Raw genomic sequence first — 16,016 nt, 5'->3', positions numbered from 1 at the left:
ATGGTAGATTTTGCAGAACATCGTAAAGCGTTATTCTGCAATGATGCACAATCCATTGCTGACTATCAGTCAGTAATGGGCGAAGCGGTTAAAGCCGTTTCTGCATGGTTGCAAAATGACAAAATGTACACCGGCGGTAGCATTAAAGAGCTTCGTAGTGCAATTGCGTTCAACCCTTCAAAAGAAGGTATGGGTGTACAAAAATCACTAGACCGTATGGTTGAGCTTTTCTTAAATAAAAGCTTAAAAGTACATCACCCGCATTCTTTAGCGCATTTGCATTGCCCAACAATGGTAACAAGCCAAATCGCTGAAGTGTTAATTAACGCGACTAACCAATCTATGGACTCTTGGGATCAAAGCCCTGCTGGTTCATTGATGGAAGTTCAGTTAATTGACTGGCTTCGCCAAAAAGTTGGCTATGGTGCAGGTCAAGCAGGTGTATTCACCTCTGGCGGTACGCAGTCTAACTTGATGGGCGTTTTGCTTGCACGTGATGCATGTATTGCTAAAAACTGGAAAGACGAAAACGGTAACCCGTGGTCTGTTCAGCGTGATGGCGTACCTGCGGAAGCAATGCGTAACGTAAAAGTGATCTGTTCTGAAAATGCACATTTCTCTGTGCAAAAGAACATGGCCATGATGGGTATGGGTTTCCAATCTGTTGTCACTGTTCCTGTAGATGCAAATGCACGCATGGACATGGACGCGCTTGAGAAAACCATGGCGCACCTTCGCGCGACGGGCAAAATCGTAGCATGTGTAGTTGCAACTGCGGGTACAACCGATGCAGGCGCAATTGACCCATTGAAAGAAGTGCGTGCGATCACCAACAAATATGGCGCGTGGATGCATATCGACGCAGCATGGGGCGGTGCACTGATTCTTTCAAATGACTATCGTTCAATGTTAGATGGTATTGAACTGTCTGACTCGGTAACGCTTGATTTCCATAAGCATTACTTCCAAACGATTTCATGTGGCGCATTCTTGCTTAAAGATGAAGCGAACTATCGTTTCATGCATTATGAAGCTGAGTACTTAAACTCTGCTTATGATGAAGAGCATGGCGTTCCGAACTTAGTATCTAAGTCACTTCAAACAACTCGCCGTTTCGATGCGTTGAAGTTGTGGATGACAGTTGAAGCGCTAGGTGAAGAGCTTTACGGTTCGATGATCGATCACGGTGTAGGGCTTACACGTGATGTTGCAGATTATATTACTGCAACTGACGGTCTAGAAATGCTGGTTGATCCTCAATTTGCATCGGTATTGTTCCGTGTAGTGCCAGCAGGCTACCCTGTTGAATTGTTAGATACATTGAACCAAAACGTAGCAGACGAATTGTTTGCGCGTGGTGAAGCGAATATTGGTGTAACTAAAGTAGGTCAAGTTCAATCATTGAAAATGACGACTTTAAGCCCAGTAGCGACGTTAGACAACGTGAAGAATTTGCTTGCTCTTGTGCTTGCAGAAGCGGATCGTATCAAAGGCCCAATCGCTGATGGTACATATACACCTGCAATTGACTAATTGTCGTTTTGCAGTTGTAGAAGAAGGAGCTCATTTGAGCTCCTTTTTTTTGTCTAAATGAAAAAACAGTTAATGATTTTACAGCCACAATTTTTCATTGAGTGATGATATTTTACTGTGTAGGCAGATTGTTACTTTGAAGGATCAAAGTAACCAAAATCCTTGTAAGGCAAAAGGTACATCCATGTGACCTTTACCTTACGGCGACATCCATGTCGCCAGTCACGATAGTCATGTATGGGTGAGAGTTTCACGGGCGAGGTGGTACTATGCGTAGCGTAGGTTACTTCTCCTTTTGGAAAGAGCGTAGTAAGGGAAGATCATGAATTTCATCGATGATTCACGGCTATACATGCTTAAAAATAGATGATATTGCTTATGCCGCAAACAATGGACTAAACCCCTTCTTACGCAATAACTTGCGGTACATGCTCGAACTGCGGTCTGCTGGGAAGTGCGCTTCAATGCTTAAATCCAAAGGCAAATATTCCGGCTTTTGTGATTCCGAGACTAATCGGTCTTCCTCAAATATTTTTAGGTTAAAGTCGTAAGCATCTTCAATAGGCAAGTCTTTGTCATAATTACGGCAGATAGGCGCAAATAAGCGTGTCGAGCGGGCAGTCATCGGCGATGCTGCATTCATAATCACTTGCTTACTATCGTTTGGAAAATGAATCGTTAAGGTTGCAGTAAACGGCAGATGAATTTCAAAATGACGCAACCATTGAAAGCCATCTTTGCCACGCTGCTCTAAACCAATGGGATAGCGTCCAACACTGCTCCAGTAATCTGCATTAAATCCTGTTTCTGTCTCAATAGTTTTATAGTCGGGCACTTCTACATTTTCAGGGTCGCCAAACGTATCGGGATGCACCCATGCAAAATGCGCAACATCAATGAAGCCTTCGAGCTGTCGGCCTGCAAAACACTGAAAATCTACAGCTGGGCACACCAGTTGTTGAAAGTCTGCATCCTCCCAATGAGGCATGACTGGAATGTTTGGCTCAGCTTCAGGATTGGCCGTTAAATTACACCAGACCAAACCATAGCGTTCGACTGCGGCATAAGTCCGTAAGTTAAAGCGCGGAGAAATTTTATGATCAGGATGGGCTGGAATGCGATTACAATGGCCATGTTCACCAAAACGTAAACCATGATAGCGACAAACCACACCTTGCCCATCATTTTTACCTAAGCTGAGCGGAACACCGCGGTGCGGGCAAGCATCTTTAGCGACAATGAGCTGATCGTTCATTTTATAAATCACCAAAGGCATGTCCAATAGCATCGTGCCATAAGGTTGCTCTGTAATGTCTCGCGCAAGTGCGATTGGATACCAATATTCAGCGAGTAAATGCCAGTCATGTTCTTCAAATGTCATGTGTACTGGCAAATCAGGATTAAAGGTCGCAATGGTTTTGCTGTTCATTTTTCTGTCATCAAGCTGGCTTTTTTAGAATATAGGTCAAGCTTGTGTTTAGATAAATTTCAATTATTGGAATGAAGTATGTGGTAAATCAGAACACTGCACTTTGACGATGAGTATAGTGACTGATGTAGCGTTGAGATTTAGGGAGGCAAAGTAGCTTGCTGTGTCATTAAAAGATGACATCCTGCTGAAGTGTTACCAAAATATATAAAAAACTGTGCTAAGAATATATTTGGTAAAATTAACTTACATATTGAATTTTAAAGAAAATTATTTAAATCAAAGCCTAGTGGTCAATTATCATCAAAGCGTCATAAAGTTGTAACTTAGTTGTCATATTCTAAAATCAAAATGCAGTTATCCAAATAAGTACAAAACTTAATAACAAAGTGGCGTACTCCAAAAATGCATCAACTGAGAGAGATGAGAATGCGCTTCAATAATATCGCACTTGCATTGGCACTAACTGGCGCGGCTGTAGCAACAACTGCAAACGCTGCGCGTGACACGATTCAAATCGCTGGTTCTTCTACAGTTTTACCGTATGCAAGTATTGCAGCGGAAGAATTTGGCAACACATTCCCACAATTTAAAACACCAGTTGTTGGTTCTGGCGGTACTTCAGGTGGTTTGAAACAATTCTGTAATGGTGTGGGTGATAATACAATTGATATCGCAAACGCATCACGCAAAATTAAAGATACTGAATTAGCTGCTTGTAAAAAAGCTGGTGTAAATCAAGTATTAGAAATCAAAATTGGTTATGACGGCATTGTATTCGCATCTAACTCACATAAAGCTGCCTATAAATTACGTCCACAGCATGTATTTGCAGCTTTAGCCGCAGAGCTTCCTGCTAATGGCAAAATGATTCCTAACCCGTACACACGTTGGAATCAAATTGATAAATCTTTACCAAATGAACCGATCACTTTAGTGATTCCTGCATCTAACCACGGTACACGTGAAGTGTTCCAAGAGAAAATGGTTGATGCTGGCTGTGAAACTTATGAAGCTTTCGCAAAATTAGATAAAGACGCGCAGAAAAAAGCATGTTCTAACTTCCGTAAAGACGGCAAGGTCATTGAAATTGCTGGCGATTACACAGAAACATTAGCACGTTTGAAAACCTCTCCAAGTGCAGTGGGTGTATTTGGTTTAGGTTTCTATGACCAAAACCGTGACAAGCTACGTGTTGCGACAGTAAACAATGTTGTACCTTCTGAGAAAACGATTCTAAACGGTTCTTACCCAGTATCTCGTCCATTGTTCTTCTACGTGAAAGGCGAGCACTTAAAAGCAATTAAAGGCTTAAAAGAATACACAGAATTCTTTATTAGCAAAAAAGTGACAGGCAAAGGCTCTAAGTTAGAAAAAGCTGGCTTAATTTCTATGTCTGACAAAGAACGTGCAAAAGTACTTGCTGACTTTAAAGCAGGTAAAGCGGTTAAGTAATAGAAAGACCATTGGCTGATGGCAGGGAAACCTGTCATTGGCTTTTTGCAAATACATTTTTTTCAAATAATGAAAATTGAAAAAATGGTGGAGAGTACATGAATCTACTGCTTATAGGGGTGCTACTGGCAATTGTAGCAATAGCCTATCAGGTTGGTTTAACCAAAAGCCGTAACTTGGCTGGCAAGGGAAATAATTCGGCAATGCTGCATTCGCGTCCAGGCTATTATGGCGCGTTGGTTGCACTTTGGTGTGGTATCCCAGCTTTTTTAATTTTGATTGTTTGGAATATTGTTGAACCTAGCATTTTTAAGCATGTAGTGCTAAGCAATGTGCCTGAGCAAATTAAAGCCACTATGGATCCAGCAAGTATTAGTGTGCTGATTGATCGTGTACAAGCGATTGCTTCGGGCTTTGGTGTGAGTGATACGCCTGCTCAATATGAAATAGCAGCTGCAGAACATTTAAAACACGTGGAGTCGATCGGCTCTTTTGCAAAATTGGCCGTGGTCCTGTGTAGTGCGCTATTAGGATTGGTCTGGGCGAAGCGTCGTGTTGCATCGCAATTTCGTGCACGTAACCAAGTCGAAAAAGTACTGAATATTGGCTTAGCACTATGTTCGGGCGTGGCAATTTTAACAACGGTCGGCATTGTAATGTCGATGTTTAGCGAAGCAATGCGCTTTTTTAGTTTTGTGAGCCCAATGGATTTCTTCTTTGGTACGGTATGGAATCCAGGCTTTAGTACCTCGGGTAATGCCGAAGGCAGTTATGGTTTATTGCCATTGCTGTGGGGTACGTTGATGGTCAGTGGTATTGCATTACTTGTTGCAGTACCAGTTGGTTTGATGATTGCTATTTACTTAGCCGAATATGCTAAACCGAGTTTTAGAGCTTGGGCAAAACCAGCAATTGAAGTATTAGCGGGTATTCCAACCATCGTCTACGGTGTGTTTGCACTAATGATTATTGGCCCATTTATTAAACAAATGGGGGCTTATATCGGCTTAGACATTAATGCTACGAGTGCGCTTACCGCGGGTTTCGTCATGGGCATTATGATTATTCCTTTTGTGTCTTCACTTTCAGACGACATTATTACTCAAGTACCTCGTGCACTGCGTGATGGTTCATTGGGTTTAGGGGCAACCAAATCTGAAACCATCCGCCAAGTGGTACTTCCAGCAGCATTGCCGGGCATCATTGGGGCATTCTTATTGGCCGCTTCACGTGCGATTGGTGAAACCATGATTGTGGTATTGGCTGCAGGTAATAGCCCACTTCTCCATGTGAACCCTTTAGAAGCAGTATCAACAGTGACGATTACCATTGTGAATCAGTTAACGGGCGATACAGATTTTGCTAGTCCGCAGGCGTTGGTGGCATTCGCATTGGGTTTAACCTTATTTGTGATTACCTTGGGTCTCAACATTGTTGCACTGTATATCGTGCGCAAATACCGTGAGCAATACGAATAATGAGTACTTCAAATACATCTTCTATGGATCAGGCATTGGATCCACGTGTTGCAGCAGAGCAACGAGAAAAGCGTAAAAAAATTATCGAAAGTTCTTTGTCAAAGCGTCATCGTAAAGAAAAAGCATTTCGTATCTTTGGCTTTTCAGCGGTCATTACGGGCTTGTGTTTTGTTGTCTTGTTATTTGGAAGTATCTTAATTAAAGGTCTTCCAGCATTTTGGCAAAGCTCGATGAATGTGCCTGTCTATTTTGATCCAACGATTATTACAGCAGGACCTAAGCCAGTTCAAAAAACGGGAGAAGCACCAGCACATTATCAAGAACGCTATATTGCATGGCAAACTGAAATGGGCATGGTAGATTGGGATGCGCTGATCGTTAACGGCCTTATTTCAAAAGACAAAGCGCTTGAAGCAAAACGTGACGATTTAACGAGTTTATATACCAGTTCAGAAGCTTATCGTTTACGCGATATGGTCTTTGCGGATCCATCTTTGGTGGGTAAAAAAGAAGACCTGAAAATTTTAGCTGATGCGAATGTGGATGTATGGTTGGCGGGGAATATCAATCGTTCATTGCCAGATGATCAACAACAGTTGAGCCCAGAAGTACGTCAATTGGCAGACCAGTTAAAAGCGCAAGGCATTATTAGCAATACGTTTAACACCAATATTTTCACCAGCCCAGACTCACGTAGTTCACCTGCAACTTCAGGCTTAGCAGGTGCATTTATGGGCTCGTTATTCATGATGCTCATTGTAATTGTGATCTCAATTCCAATTGGTGTTGCTTCGGCAATTTACCTCGAAGAGTTTGCACCTAAAAACTGGATCACAGACGTGATTGAAGTGAATATTAATAACTTGGCTGCAGTTCCATCGATTGTATTTGGTTTGCTGGGCGCTTCAATTTTTATCGGCTGGTTACATTTACCTCTATCTGCACCGTTGGTAGGTGGTTTGGTTTTAAGCTTAATGACACTTCCGACAGTCATTATTACCACACGTGCATCACTTAAAGCTGTGCCACCTTCAATTCGTCAAGCTGCTTTAGGCTTGGGTGCATCACGTTTACAAACCGTATTCCACCATGTATTGCCTTTGGCCTTACCCGGGATTTTAACAGGTGCAATTATTGGTGTGGCGCAAGCACTGGGTGAGACCGCACCGCTGCTATTAATTGGTATGAGTGCATTTGTTGCCAGTGTACCTGCAACACCATTGGATCAATCTTCAGCATTACCTGTGCAAATCTTTTTATGGCAGGGTAATGAAATGCGTAACTTCTTTGAGGGCAGAACAGCAGCAGCCATTATTGTACTGTTGGCACTCATGATTGGCTTAAATAGCTTGGCTATTTGGTTACGAAAGAAATTTGAAGTTCGTTGGTAATAGGATTAAAACATGAATACAGCAACGGCAACATCTACAACGAATTCCTCAAATCAGGATAAGTCAGTGAATCAAAACGAAACGCAATTTACGTCTGATGACGCAGTCGCTCAAGCTCCTGCAACGTCTTTTGTCTCTCAATTTGATACGCAAGCTTCTGCAAAAAAAGATGCAAAGAGTGCAAATGTAAAATTGAGCACAACAGATGTGCATGTTTATTATGATGAAGCTGAAGCAATTAAAGGCATTGATCTCAATATTTATGAAAATGAAGTGATTGCTTTTATTGGTCCATCAGGCTGTGGTAAGTCTACATTTTTACGTACCTTAAACCGTATGAATGACACGATTGATAGCTGTCGTGTAACGGGTAAGGTGATGCTGGACAACCAAGACATTTATGATCCGAATTTGGACGTGGTATTACTACGTGCTCAAGTCGGTATGGTTTTCCAAAAGCCAAATCCATTTCCAAAGTCAATTTTTGATAACGTGGCATACGGTCCAAAATTACATGGCCTAGCACGTGATAAATACGACATGGAAGAAATTGTAGAAAATAGTTTACGTAAAGCTGGCTTATGGGACGAAGTAAAAGATCGTCTTAGCCAGCCTGGTACAGGCTTATCTGGCGGTCAGCAACAACGTTTATGTATTGCGCGTACGATTGCGGTTTCACCTGAAGTGATTTTAATGGATGAGCCATGTTCTGCACTCGACCCAATTGCAACGGCTAAAGTCGAAGAGTTAATTTCAGAGCTTTCTACACAATACACCATTGCGATTGTGACACACTCAATGCAACAGGCAGCACGCGTATCAGACCGTACTGCATACTTCCATTTGGGTGACTTGATTGAAGTAAACTCAACCGAAAAAGTATTTACGCAACCGGACCATCAGTTAACTGAAGCTTATATTACCGGCCGTTTCGGTTAATTTGGATTATTTAAAATTTTTTAAAAACAGAGTCTTAGGGCTCTGTTTTTTTTGTTATGCTGATTGCTTAATATTTAAGATATGAACATGAATATAAAGCAATATGAAATATTCCAACCAACAAGCATTGGCTGAAGAGATTCAAGCTTCAGTGAATAAAGCTTTATTTGGTACAGTACATTTTGGCAAACTCTATGCTTCCCTGATGGTCATGATGAGCTTGATCGTAGCGATGTTTATACCGCATGAAGGTTTATTTGCCACATCCCAAAGTACGGGTATGACCAATTATCACCGCTGGTTATATGATGTTTATGTGATTAGCTCATGTATTACAGGCGTGGTGATTTTTTTGCGTTTACAGCACAAAAAACATGATGTGAAATTTCGTCGTCTATGGCACTGCGCCACTAAAATCAGTGCAGAAGAGCGGTTTAGAGAATATCAATATGCACAATCGCAGTCGAAAGTGACGATCCTATATTCAAGTAAAATCTTATTTTACGCAGTGTTATTAGGGTTTACGGTTGGCGTGATTGCAATGTATGTATGGATGACACCATTTGCAGGAGCCTACAAATCATCATTTTGGATTTTGGCATGGTGGCCTATTAACGCTCTAATTATATGGGCATTATATTGTTGTCAAAGTTATCTTTTCTTAAAGCTTTTTTCTACGGAAGATATGCATAAGCATTTTCTAAAATTAAAACGCGAAGCACAAAGACAGGCCAAGAAAAGCATGCTCCAAAAGGATAGCTCCGAAGAACAGGTCTAGCACTGACTGTGTAAGTTCAATATATCTAAAAGATATTTTTAATTGGGTCGGTTGGGGGCTAAATAATGCAGTGGAACATTTTGAACACGATGATTTAGGCTTATGTTGTGATTGGAATAATTTAATACTTAAAAAATTTGAAATTTTTTTAATAAAATTATTATATACAAATATTTATTTATACCATTTGTTGTATTGTGACGTTTTTAAACATGGCATAAGAAGCGCATGACTCCAGATAAACAGCAAGCTGAATTATTAAAACAGACGCAAAAGAAATATTTCAGAGCTGTTTTTGGGACAGCTTATATTGCACATGCTGTTGCGATATTTATGGTTGCAGTCAGCCTGATTTTAGCTGTTTTTGTGCCTCATGATGGATTATTTGCAACGGCATCCAGTGCGGGTATGAGTAATTATCACCGCTGGTTGTACGATGTATTTGTGATCGCCATTATTATCATGGGGCCCGTACTTTATATTTTAATTCATCGTCAGTTCGAGCAAGGCGAAGGGCGACAAGCATGGCGTGAATATACGCGGGCACATGCGCAGTTTAAAATGAACAGATTTCTAAAAGCAGAAGCGCAGGGTAAAAAGGCATTGCTAGACAGTTGGCTTTCGGAAGGACTGGTTTGCATGATGATTATTGTAGTTTTAATCCTGATGTATTCAGTTTTGACCCCGAACTAGTCGAGTCATCGCGGTTATTTTTGGATTCAAACATGGTGGCCGATCAATGCCGCACTCATTGGGGTATTTTACTATATGATCTTTTGCTTATATGTTCGGTTATTTGCTGTGACAGAGGTTGACCGTCAAGATATGTTGTTGCATGTTCAGGCAGAGCGAGCATTACGTAAAGCACTCGAAAAAGATGAACAACAAGTTGCGGAAGATGTCTAAGTTTGAGCCAGCAAGTGTGCTTTAAAATAGCAAGTATCGAGAAAAAGGTGTAATTCGCAAAAATGCTATTGAAAAAACATACAATTGGCCTAATCTAAAAATATAAGCCTCGTGCCGATTTGAGAAAAGAAAATATTATGTTATTTCATACATCTAAACTGCCTGCAGAAATTCGCATCAGTCATTTGAATGCGCGTATTAATGAACAAAGAAAAAAAATTGCGCAAACTACTGCTTCAAAATTTGAGCTCTTGCAATTGACACAGCAACTGTCAAAAGAAGCGCGTGCACGTAAAAAGACCAATGAAAAAATTTATGTCTTAGATTTTAATGGCGATACAGCTGCATCTGCTGTTGCGAGTTTACGTGAAGAAATTACTTTAATTTTAGCCACTGCAAAAGCAGGGCGTGACCGTGTCGTGCTTCGTTTAGAAAGCCCTGGAGGCATGGTTCATGGCTATGGTTTGGCTGCTGCGCAACTTGTTCGCCTACGTGACGCAGGTTTCCATTTAACTATTTGTGTAGATAAAGTGGCTGCCAGCGGTGGCTATATGATGGCATGTATTGCATCTGAAATTGTATCTGCGCCGTTTGCAGTTGTCGGTTCAATTGGTGTGGTTGCACAAGTGCCGAACTTCAACCGCTTGCTAAAAGAAAAGCATATCGACTTTGAGTTATATACAGCTGGCCAATTCAAACGTACTGTCACCATGTTTGGTGAAAATACCGCTGAAGGCAAAGCCAAGTTTGAAGAAGAATTGCAACAAACGCATAACTTATTCAAACACTTTGTGGAAAAATACCGTCCGCAATTGAATGTAGAAAAAGTGGCAACTGGCGAGCATTGGTATGGCCAAGATGCAATTGATCTGAATTTGGTGGATCAACTTAAAACATCAGATGAATACTTATTAGGCTTATTACCACAGCATGATGTGTACCTGATCCAGACACGTAAAAAACCGACTTTGGGTGAAAAACTAGGCTTGCAGGCAGCGCAAATGGCAGATTCATTGGTGCCTGCGGTAATGTCTAAAGTGATGGAGTCATTGAGTAAAGCCAATTCGAGTCTGGTGCAGTTGCGTGATCCAAAACTCTAAAATTGTTTTGGTTATGATGTATTTAAAGCTCACTTTGGTGGGCTTTTTTTATGGAAAGATAAACGAATGTGGTAGATTGCTCTTTAAGTGAAATATCGACTGGAATCATGTCTAATTTTTTGATTATTTTAGGGTTAATTTTATTTTTCTTTTGTTTCTTTGGATTTATTGCAAGCTTAGTGGTGTATTTGCCCAAAGCCGAAAAAGAAGGGGAAAAATGGGCAGTCTTTCCCTTTGTGGTGATGGGCTTAATGTTGGTGTTTGGGGGAGTGTCTTATCATGTTGGCATGTCGATGAAAAAAGAAAAGCCCATGGTACTTTCAAAAGCATGTGCTGTCGTAGTGGGCTATAAGCATTATGAGAACTGTAGTGGTAGAGCTCAGACGCGTTGCAATCCCTATGAAAAAATTTTATTAAAATTTGAAGGTTCAGCCTATACCCGCGATATGCGCTTTGATGCGGGTTTGGCGCGTAAGCAAGTGAATGAAAGAGTATGTTTCCGCTTTTATGACCGCTTTAAATATTCACATTTAAAAAGTTCAAACATTGTTGAGTGGCTCGCGCCTTAGCAGCTCATTTAGAGGGGAATCATGTTTGGCATGATGGTTTTTATTGGTTTGCTGACTTTGGTGATCGTCCCATTTATGACGGTTATTTTTATTGTGCCCAAATTAAAGGATAAAAATCATCGCGATACTTATCCATATTATGCTGTGTTGCCGGGTTGTTTAATTTTAGCTTTAGCTACGTATTTAAAAGAAGAAAAAGTAATTTTACCGTCACAGGCATGCGGTGTTGTGCAGTTTTATAAGACCTATTCAACTAAGCATGATCATTTTGAGCGAATTACGATTCTATTTGACGACCGAAAATATAATCGACACTTACACTTTGATGACAATATGAGTCGTAAAGATAAAGGTGCTTATGTCTGTTTTGAATATTTGGATAAATTTGCATACCCAGATTTGGCTGAATCTAAAATTTTAAAATGGGTTGATCGTTAGTTTGGTCTATCACAACAGCTTAAGGAAATTAAATACATGATGACACTGCTGTTTATTTTAGCTGACGTCATTTGCCTTGTAGTTTGGCCTTGGTTGTATCTGCTACATTTTCGTAGCGTGGAAACTCAGACCTTAAAACAGTATGTGTTGTTGTTTGGCCCAGCAGTAGCGTTGCTGGCAGGCTATATTTATTATTCATCACAGCAGACCGATATTCGCTCTGAAGCTTGTGGCACAGTTGTGGCTTATCAGCGTTATATGAGCAGTGGCAATAAAAACAAAAGACAGCCTTTTGAGCGGGTTGAAATTTTAGTGAATCATGCAAAATTTACACGGCATTTACGCATAGATGATGAGCTGCAAAAAATGCCAGTGGGCGCAAAAGTTTGCTTTAAATATTATGACCGAAAATTGAATCCGCACATGTCAGATTCAATTTTAATTGATTGGACTACATAAATGTTTAGCTTAAATGCCTGAGGACATCTGTTTAACTTTCTTCAATAGATTTTGATTTGATTAAACACATAGCGCCAGTGATCATTGCTCCCAGTGTTGCCAGCAGCATATCTTTATGCGCATCCCACATGTCGCCTTGTTGGCCGTTATAGTTTTCTGCTTCTTCAGGAGAGAGTCCGATTGCAATCAGCCACTCAATCCATTCATAAAACAGGCTGGTAGCCATTACAAATTGAATGACCAATACATACAGCGTAAATGGTTTGAGTGAAGGCAACCAAACCTGAAATAAGCGAAGAAACAGCGGATAGAGCAATAAGCCGTATGCCAAATGCACCAAGCGATCATACATATTACGTGACCAACCCATAGTTTGATCGAGCTTGAAGCCAAAGAGTGTTTGCGTCCAATCACTATAAGGCACATAAGAATACAGATAATGTGCGCCAAGAATGTGAATGAGTAAAAAGCCGATGTAGAGTGCGAAGCTATAAAAGCTTAGGCCAACTTTGTAGAAGCATAAAAACAGTAAGCCAAGCATGAGTACTGTGCCGACCTGATGCAGTAAGTAAGGTGCAAACTCTAAGGGATCAATGCTCGCCAACACGATAGCGATCAGCAAAATGCTCAGCATGATCCAATGTTTAAGCTGTAGTTTTGTTTCAATCATTTTTGTTATTCGTGAAAAGTTAAAAGAGAAGCTAAATTTTACGGTTTGAGTTTAATGTGAAACTGAGTTTTTAGCATTGAATTTTGTTAAACAGGTTTTAGTCTTTTCTCTTGTGAAAGGGGCGACGTACTTTATGCTTATGAGAAGAAACTGCGATGATGACATCCTGAGTGAGTATGTCGAATTGGCAATTTAGCGCTTGAATCCGTTACACTTAGCGACTGTATTTTAAATTGATTCGAGACAGCGCATGGCGGTTGTAGAAGCATTTGTTGCACAACAAAATTGCTATTTTAACTATGAATTTGAAGAACTAAACCAGTTAAATGGTGATTTCCCAGAAGAGTTGTCTGTCTCTTTGCGTGGTATGTTGTATCGCCATGAAATTCAGTATCCAAATGCAACGTATTATATTTACTTTAGCGACTTACTTACTGGCTGTGAATTACAATGTATGAAGGATGATTGGGCGAAGTATTGTCCTGTGGAATAAAAATTCTCTCTCCTTGTAGGAGATGAGAAACACTGTTTCGCAAGGGAGGGGTTAAAGTCCTCATCCACCTGCAGCGCAATACTCTTCATTCTAAGGGCAGAAGAAGCTTTTAGTGGTGATTTCGACAAGCCTATGTTGAATAAAAAAAGCGAAGCCTGAGCTTCGCTTTTTTTACTTTAAGCTAAATTAGATTTTAGCAATCAAGTCTTTGATTTGTTTTGCTTGTTCTGCTGCATTACCTGTGTAAGTTGCAGGAGTCATTTCTGCAAGGCGCGCACGATCTTCAGCAGGAACTGCAGAAAGTTCGTTACCGTTGACGAAATCAACCATCATGTCACGTGTCATTGCTTGACCGCGAGTAAGAGCTTTTAGTTTTTCGTATGGTTTTTCAACGTTGTAACGGCGCATAACAGTTTGAATTGGTTCAGCAAGAACTTCCTGAGCGTGGTCAAGATCTTCAAGAATACGCGCAGCATTCAATTCAAGTTTACCAATACCTTTTAAGCAAGCTTCAAAAGCGATTAAGCTTTGCGCTAAACCAACACCCATGTTACGAAGAACTGTAGAGTCAGTTAAGTCACGTTGCCAGCGAGAAATAGGAAGTTTTTCGCCAAGGTGGGCCAATACTGCATTTGCAATACCCAAGTTACCTTCAGAGTTTTCGAAGTCAATTGGGTTAACTTTATGCGGCATAGTTGAAGAACCCACTTCACCTTCTTTCAAACGTTGTTTGAAGAAACCAAGTGAGATGTAGCCCCAAACGTCACGGTTAAAGTCAATTAACACAGTGTTGAAACGACGAAGTGCATCAAACATTTCTGCGATGTAGTCGTGTGGTTCAATTTGAGTTGTGTACGGGTTGAATGTTAAACCTAGTGATTCAACAAATGCTTGCGAGTGAGCAGGCCAGTTAATTTCTGGGTAAGCAGAGTAGTGCGCATTGTAGTTACCTACAGCACCGTTAATTTTACCTAGAAGTTCAACATTGTTGAATTGTTTGATTTGGCGAGCAAGGCGGTAAGCCACGTTTGCCATTTCTTTACCCAAAGTTGTCGGGCTTGCAGTTTGACCGTGTGTACGAGACAACATTGGTTGTTCAGCGTGAGTTTCAGCCAAAGCAGCAATCGCATCTACGATTTGTTGCATAGATTCAACCAGTACTGCACGACCGTTTTTCAGCATTAAAGCATGAGACAAGTTGTTGATGTCTTCAGAAGTACATGCAAAGTGAATGAATTCACCCGCATTTTTAAGTTCTGCGATGTCAGCAATTTGTTCTTTTAGGAAGTACTCAACGGCTTTAACGTCGTGGTTGGTTGTACGTTCGATTTCTTTAATGCGGTTTGCATTGTCTTCAGAGAAGTTTGCAACAATTGCGTCAAGCGCTGCATTTGTTTCAGCTGAGAAAGCTGGCACTTCTGTGATTTCAGGACGGTTTGCAAGCGCTTGTAACCAACGCACTTCAACAGTCACACGAGCGTGGATTAAACCAAACTCAGAGAGGAAGGGACGGAGTGCATCACATTTGCTTGCGTAGCGTCCATCTAATGGAGAAAGTGCGGTTAAAGCGTTCATAGCGATTCCTTAAACTTTGGAATTAAACGTAAAACAAAAAAGCCCGAGTACAGCATCATTCAAACAGTCTGATACTGTAAACGGGCAAGATCCTGAATATCCTGCAGTAGCTTGCGCTTACTAAAAATCATGCCCCAAGAGCTACCACCCAGTTGGCGCCATAAATGCGCCATTTGCAGGCCTGTAAATAACGAGGCACGAATGCGATTGGTGTGGTTTGAGTCTTTAAAGGCTTCAGCATTGCCACGAACCATAATGCGTGGATTAATTGATCCAGCGGTTTCGACATAGGTTTGTGCGAGGTTGGCAATGATGCTGGGGTGTAAATAGTTATTATCAAAAAATGAAAGTTGCTTTAATATTTTTTGTTGGGACTGTTCAATAATTTCGACAAATTTGGGATTGCTATAAACTTTCTTTTCTAGTTGTAACAGTGCCATTGCGTAGTTCATTGGCAGTTTAGTATTGGCAAGTTTTGGCAATCTGGATTTAGGTGACGTATTAAATGGGTGGTTAATGCTGTTTTCTAAGGTTTTTAAACCGAGGGAGATGTCGGCCAATTGATTAAAGAAAGCTAACGTTTGACACTGGCATGGGCCACTTGGTCGAATATTTAAGCTGGCTTTAATCAATTGTTCAAAATAGAAGTTACCGCTTTCACCAATACTCTGGCGACCCGTTAGCGCAGTCATGTGCGTTAACTGGGTGGCTTGAAAAACACCTGCCAACGCTAATGCGCGATTTTGACGGGTGTTCAGAGTCTGGGGCTGTTGAAACGGTAACTCTGTCATGCCGAGACAATC

Annotated in this window: 17 protein-coding genes; 13 read left to right on the top strand and 4 right to left on the bottom strand. The window is 40.9% G+C overall.

What is annotated here, in order from left to right:
- Nucleotides 1–1,533 carry a pyridoxal phosphate-dependent decarboxylase family protein gene (locus C9E88_RS11035; RefSeq protein WP_106984683.1) on the top strand — a complete coding sequence of 511 codons (1,533 nt, stop codon included), beginning with the start codon at nt 1–3 and terminating at the stop codon, nt 1,531–1,533.
- 376 nt (nt 1,534–1,909) lie between these two features.
- Here the strand turns inward: C9E88_RS11035 and C9E88_RS11030 are convergent, their stop codons facing one another.
- On the bottom strand, nt 1,910–2,962 hold the full coding sequence (locus C9E88_RS11030) for a Rieske 2Fe-2S domain-containing protein (protein ID WP_106984684.1): 1,053 nt from the start codon (nt 2,960–2,962) through the stop codon (nt 1,910–1,912).
- Between the two features lie 429 nt (nt 2,963–3,391).
- Between C9E88_RS11030 and C9E88_RS11025 the strand changes: the two genes are divergently transcribed.
- The 11 genes from C9E88_RS11025 (at nt 3,392) to C9E88_RS10975 (ending at nt 12,475) form a co-directional block, all read left to right on the top strand.
- The gene (locus C9E88_RS11025) at nt 3,392–4,417 is read left to right on the top strand and encodes a substrate-binding domain-containing protein (RefSeq protein WP_106984685.1); all 1,026 of its coding nucleotides are present in this window, start codon (nt 3,392–3,394) and stop codon (nt 4,415–4,417) included.
- Between the two features lie 98 nt (nt 4,418–4,515).
- Nucleotides 4,516–5,895: a phosphate ABC transporter permease subunit PstC gene (gene pstC, locus C9E88_RS11020; RefSeq protein WP_106984686.1), complete on the top strand. Its 1,380-nt coding sequence runs from the start codon at nt 4,516–4,518 to the stop codon at nt 5,893–5,895.
- Nucleotides 5,895–7,286: a phosphate ABC transporter permease PstA gene (pstA, locus tag C9E88_RS11015; RefSeq protein WP_106984687.1), complete on the top strand. Its 1,392-nt coding sequence runs from the start codon at nt 5,895–5,897 to the stop codon at nt 7,284–7,286. Before pstC ends, pstA begins: the two co-directional genes overlap by 1 nt.
- 12 nt (nt 7,287–7,298) lie before the next feature.
- On the top strand, nt 7,299–8,225 hold the full coding sequence (gene pstB, locus C9E88_RS11010; protein ID WP_106984688.1) for a phosphate ABC transporter ATP-binding protein PstB: 927 nt from the start codon (nt 7,299–7,301) through the stop codon (nt 8,223–8,225).
- A gap of 103 nt (nt 8,226–8,328) precedes the next feature.
- The gene (locus C9E88_RS11005) at nt 8,329–9,003 is read left to right on the top strand and encodes a hypothetical protein (RefSeq protein ID WP_106984689.1); all 675 of its coding nucleotides are present in this window, start codon (nt 8,329–8,331) and stop codon (nt 9,001–9,003) included.
- A gap of 228 nt (nt 9,004–9,231) precedes the next feature.
- Nucleotides 9,232–9,696, top strand: coding sequence for a hypothetical protein (locus C9E88_RS11000; RefSeq protein WP_106984690.1), 465 nt, complete (start codon nt 9,232–9,234; stop codon nt 9,694–9,696).
- Between the two features lie 75 nt (nt 9,697–9,771).
- A complete protein-coding gene (locus C9E88_RS10995; RefSeq protein WP_155687863.1) occupies nt 9,772–9,909 on the top strand; it encodes a hypothetical protein in 138 nt (45 codons plus the stop codon).
- Nucleotides 9,910–10,046: 137 nt separating this feature from the next.
- The gene (gene sohB / locus C9E88_RS10990; protein ID WP_106984691.1) at nt 10,047–11,009 is read left to right on the top strand and encodes a protease SohB; all 963 of its coding nucleotides are present in this window, start codon (nt 10,047–10,049) and stop codon (nt 11,007–11,009) included.
- 107 nt (nt 11,010–11,116) lie between these two features.
- Nucleotides 11,117–11,578: a hypothetical protein gene (locus C9E88_RS10985; protein ID WP_106984692.1), complete on the top strand. Its 462-nt coding sequence runs from the start codon at nt 11,117–11,119 to the stop codon at nt 11,576–11,578.
- Between the two features lie 21 nt (nt 11,579–11,599).
- Nucleotides 11,600–12,016, top strand: coding sequence for a hypothetical protein (locus C9E88_RS10980; protein WP_106984693.1), 417 nt, complete (start codon nt 11,600–11,602; stop codon nt 12,014–12,016).
- A gap of 36 nt (nt 12,017–12,052) precedes the next feature.
- A complete protein-coding gene (locus C9E88_RS10975) occupies nt 12,053–12,475 on the top strand; it encodes a hypothetical protein (RefSeq protein ID WP_106984694.1) in 423 nt (140 codons plus the stop codon).
- Nucleotides 12,476–12,506: 31 nt separating this feature from the next.
- On the opposite strand, the gene C9E88_RS10970 is transcribed toward C9E88_RS10975, so the two are convergent.
- On the bottom strand, nt 12,507–13,145 hold the full coding sequence (locus C9E88_RS10970) for a DUF2238 domain-containing protein (RefSeq protein ID WP_106984695.1): 639 nt from the start codon (nt 13,143–13,145) through the stop codon (nt 12,507–12,509).
- A 250-nt stretch (nt 13,146–13,395) separates the two neighbouring features.
- Between C9E88_RS10970 and C9E88_RS10965 the strand changes: the two genes are divergently transcribed.
- Nucleotides 13,396–13,638 (top strand): hypothetical protein, encoded by a 243-nt coding sequence (locus C9E88_RS10965; protein ID WP_106984696.1) that lies wholly within the window; start codon nt 13,396–13,398, stop codon nt 13,636–13,638.
- A gap of 186 nt (nt 13,639–13,824) precedes the next feature.
- Here C9E88_RS10965 and purB read toward each other — a convergent pair whose 3' ends face one another.
- Both purB and hflD read right to left on the bottom strand, forming a co-directional pair.
- Nucleotides 13,825–15,213: an adenylosuccinate lyase gene (gene purB / locus C9E88_RS10960; protein WP_106984697.1), complete on the bottom strand. Its 1,389-nt coding sequence runs from the start codon at nt 15,211–15,213 to the stop codon at nt 13,825–13,827.
- A gap of 59 nt (nt 15,214–15,272) precedes the next feature.
- Nucleotides 15,273–16,004 carry a high frequency lysogenization protein HflD gene (gene hflD / locus C9E88_RS10955; protein ID WP_106984698.1) on the bottom strand — a complete coding sequence of 244 codons (732 nt, stop codon included), beginning with the start codon at nt 16,002–16,004 and terminating at the stop codon, nt 15,273–15,275.
- Nucleotides 16,005–16,016: the final 12 nt, after the last annotated feature.

Origin of the sequence: Acinetobacter cumulans (assembly GCF_003024525.3) — a bacterium.
Taxonomy (GTDB): Bacteria; Pseudomonadota; Gammaproteobacteria; order Pseudomonadales; family Moraxellaceae; genus Acinetobacter; species Acinetobacter cumulans.
Note: the sequence above shows the minus strand (reverse complement) of the source record. Positions and strands in the feature narration are given on the sequence as shown.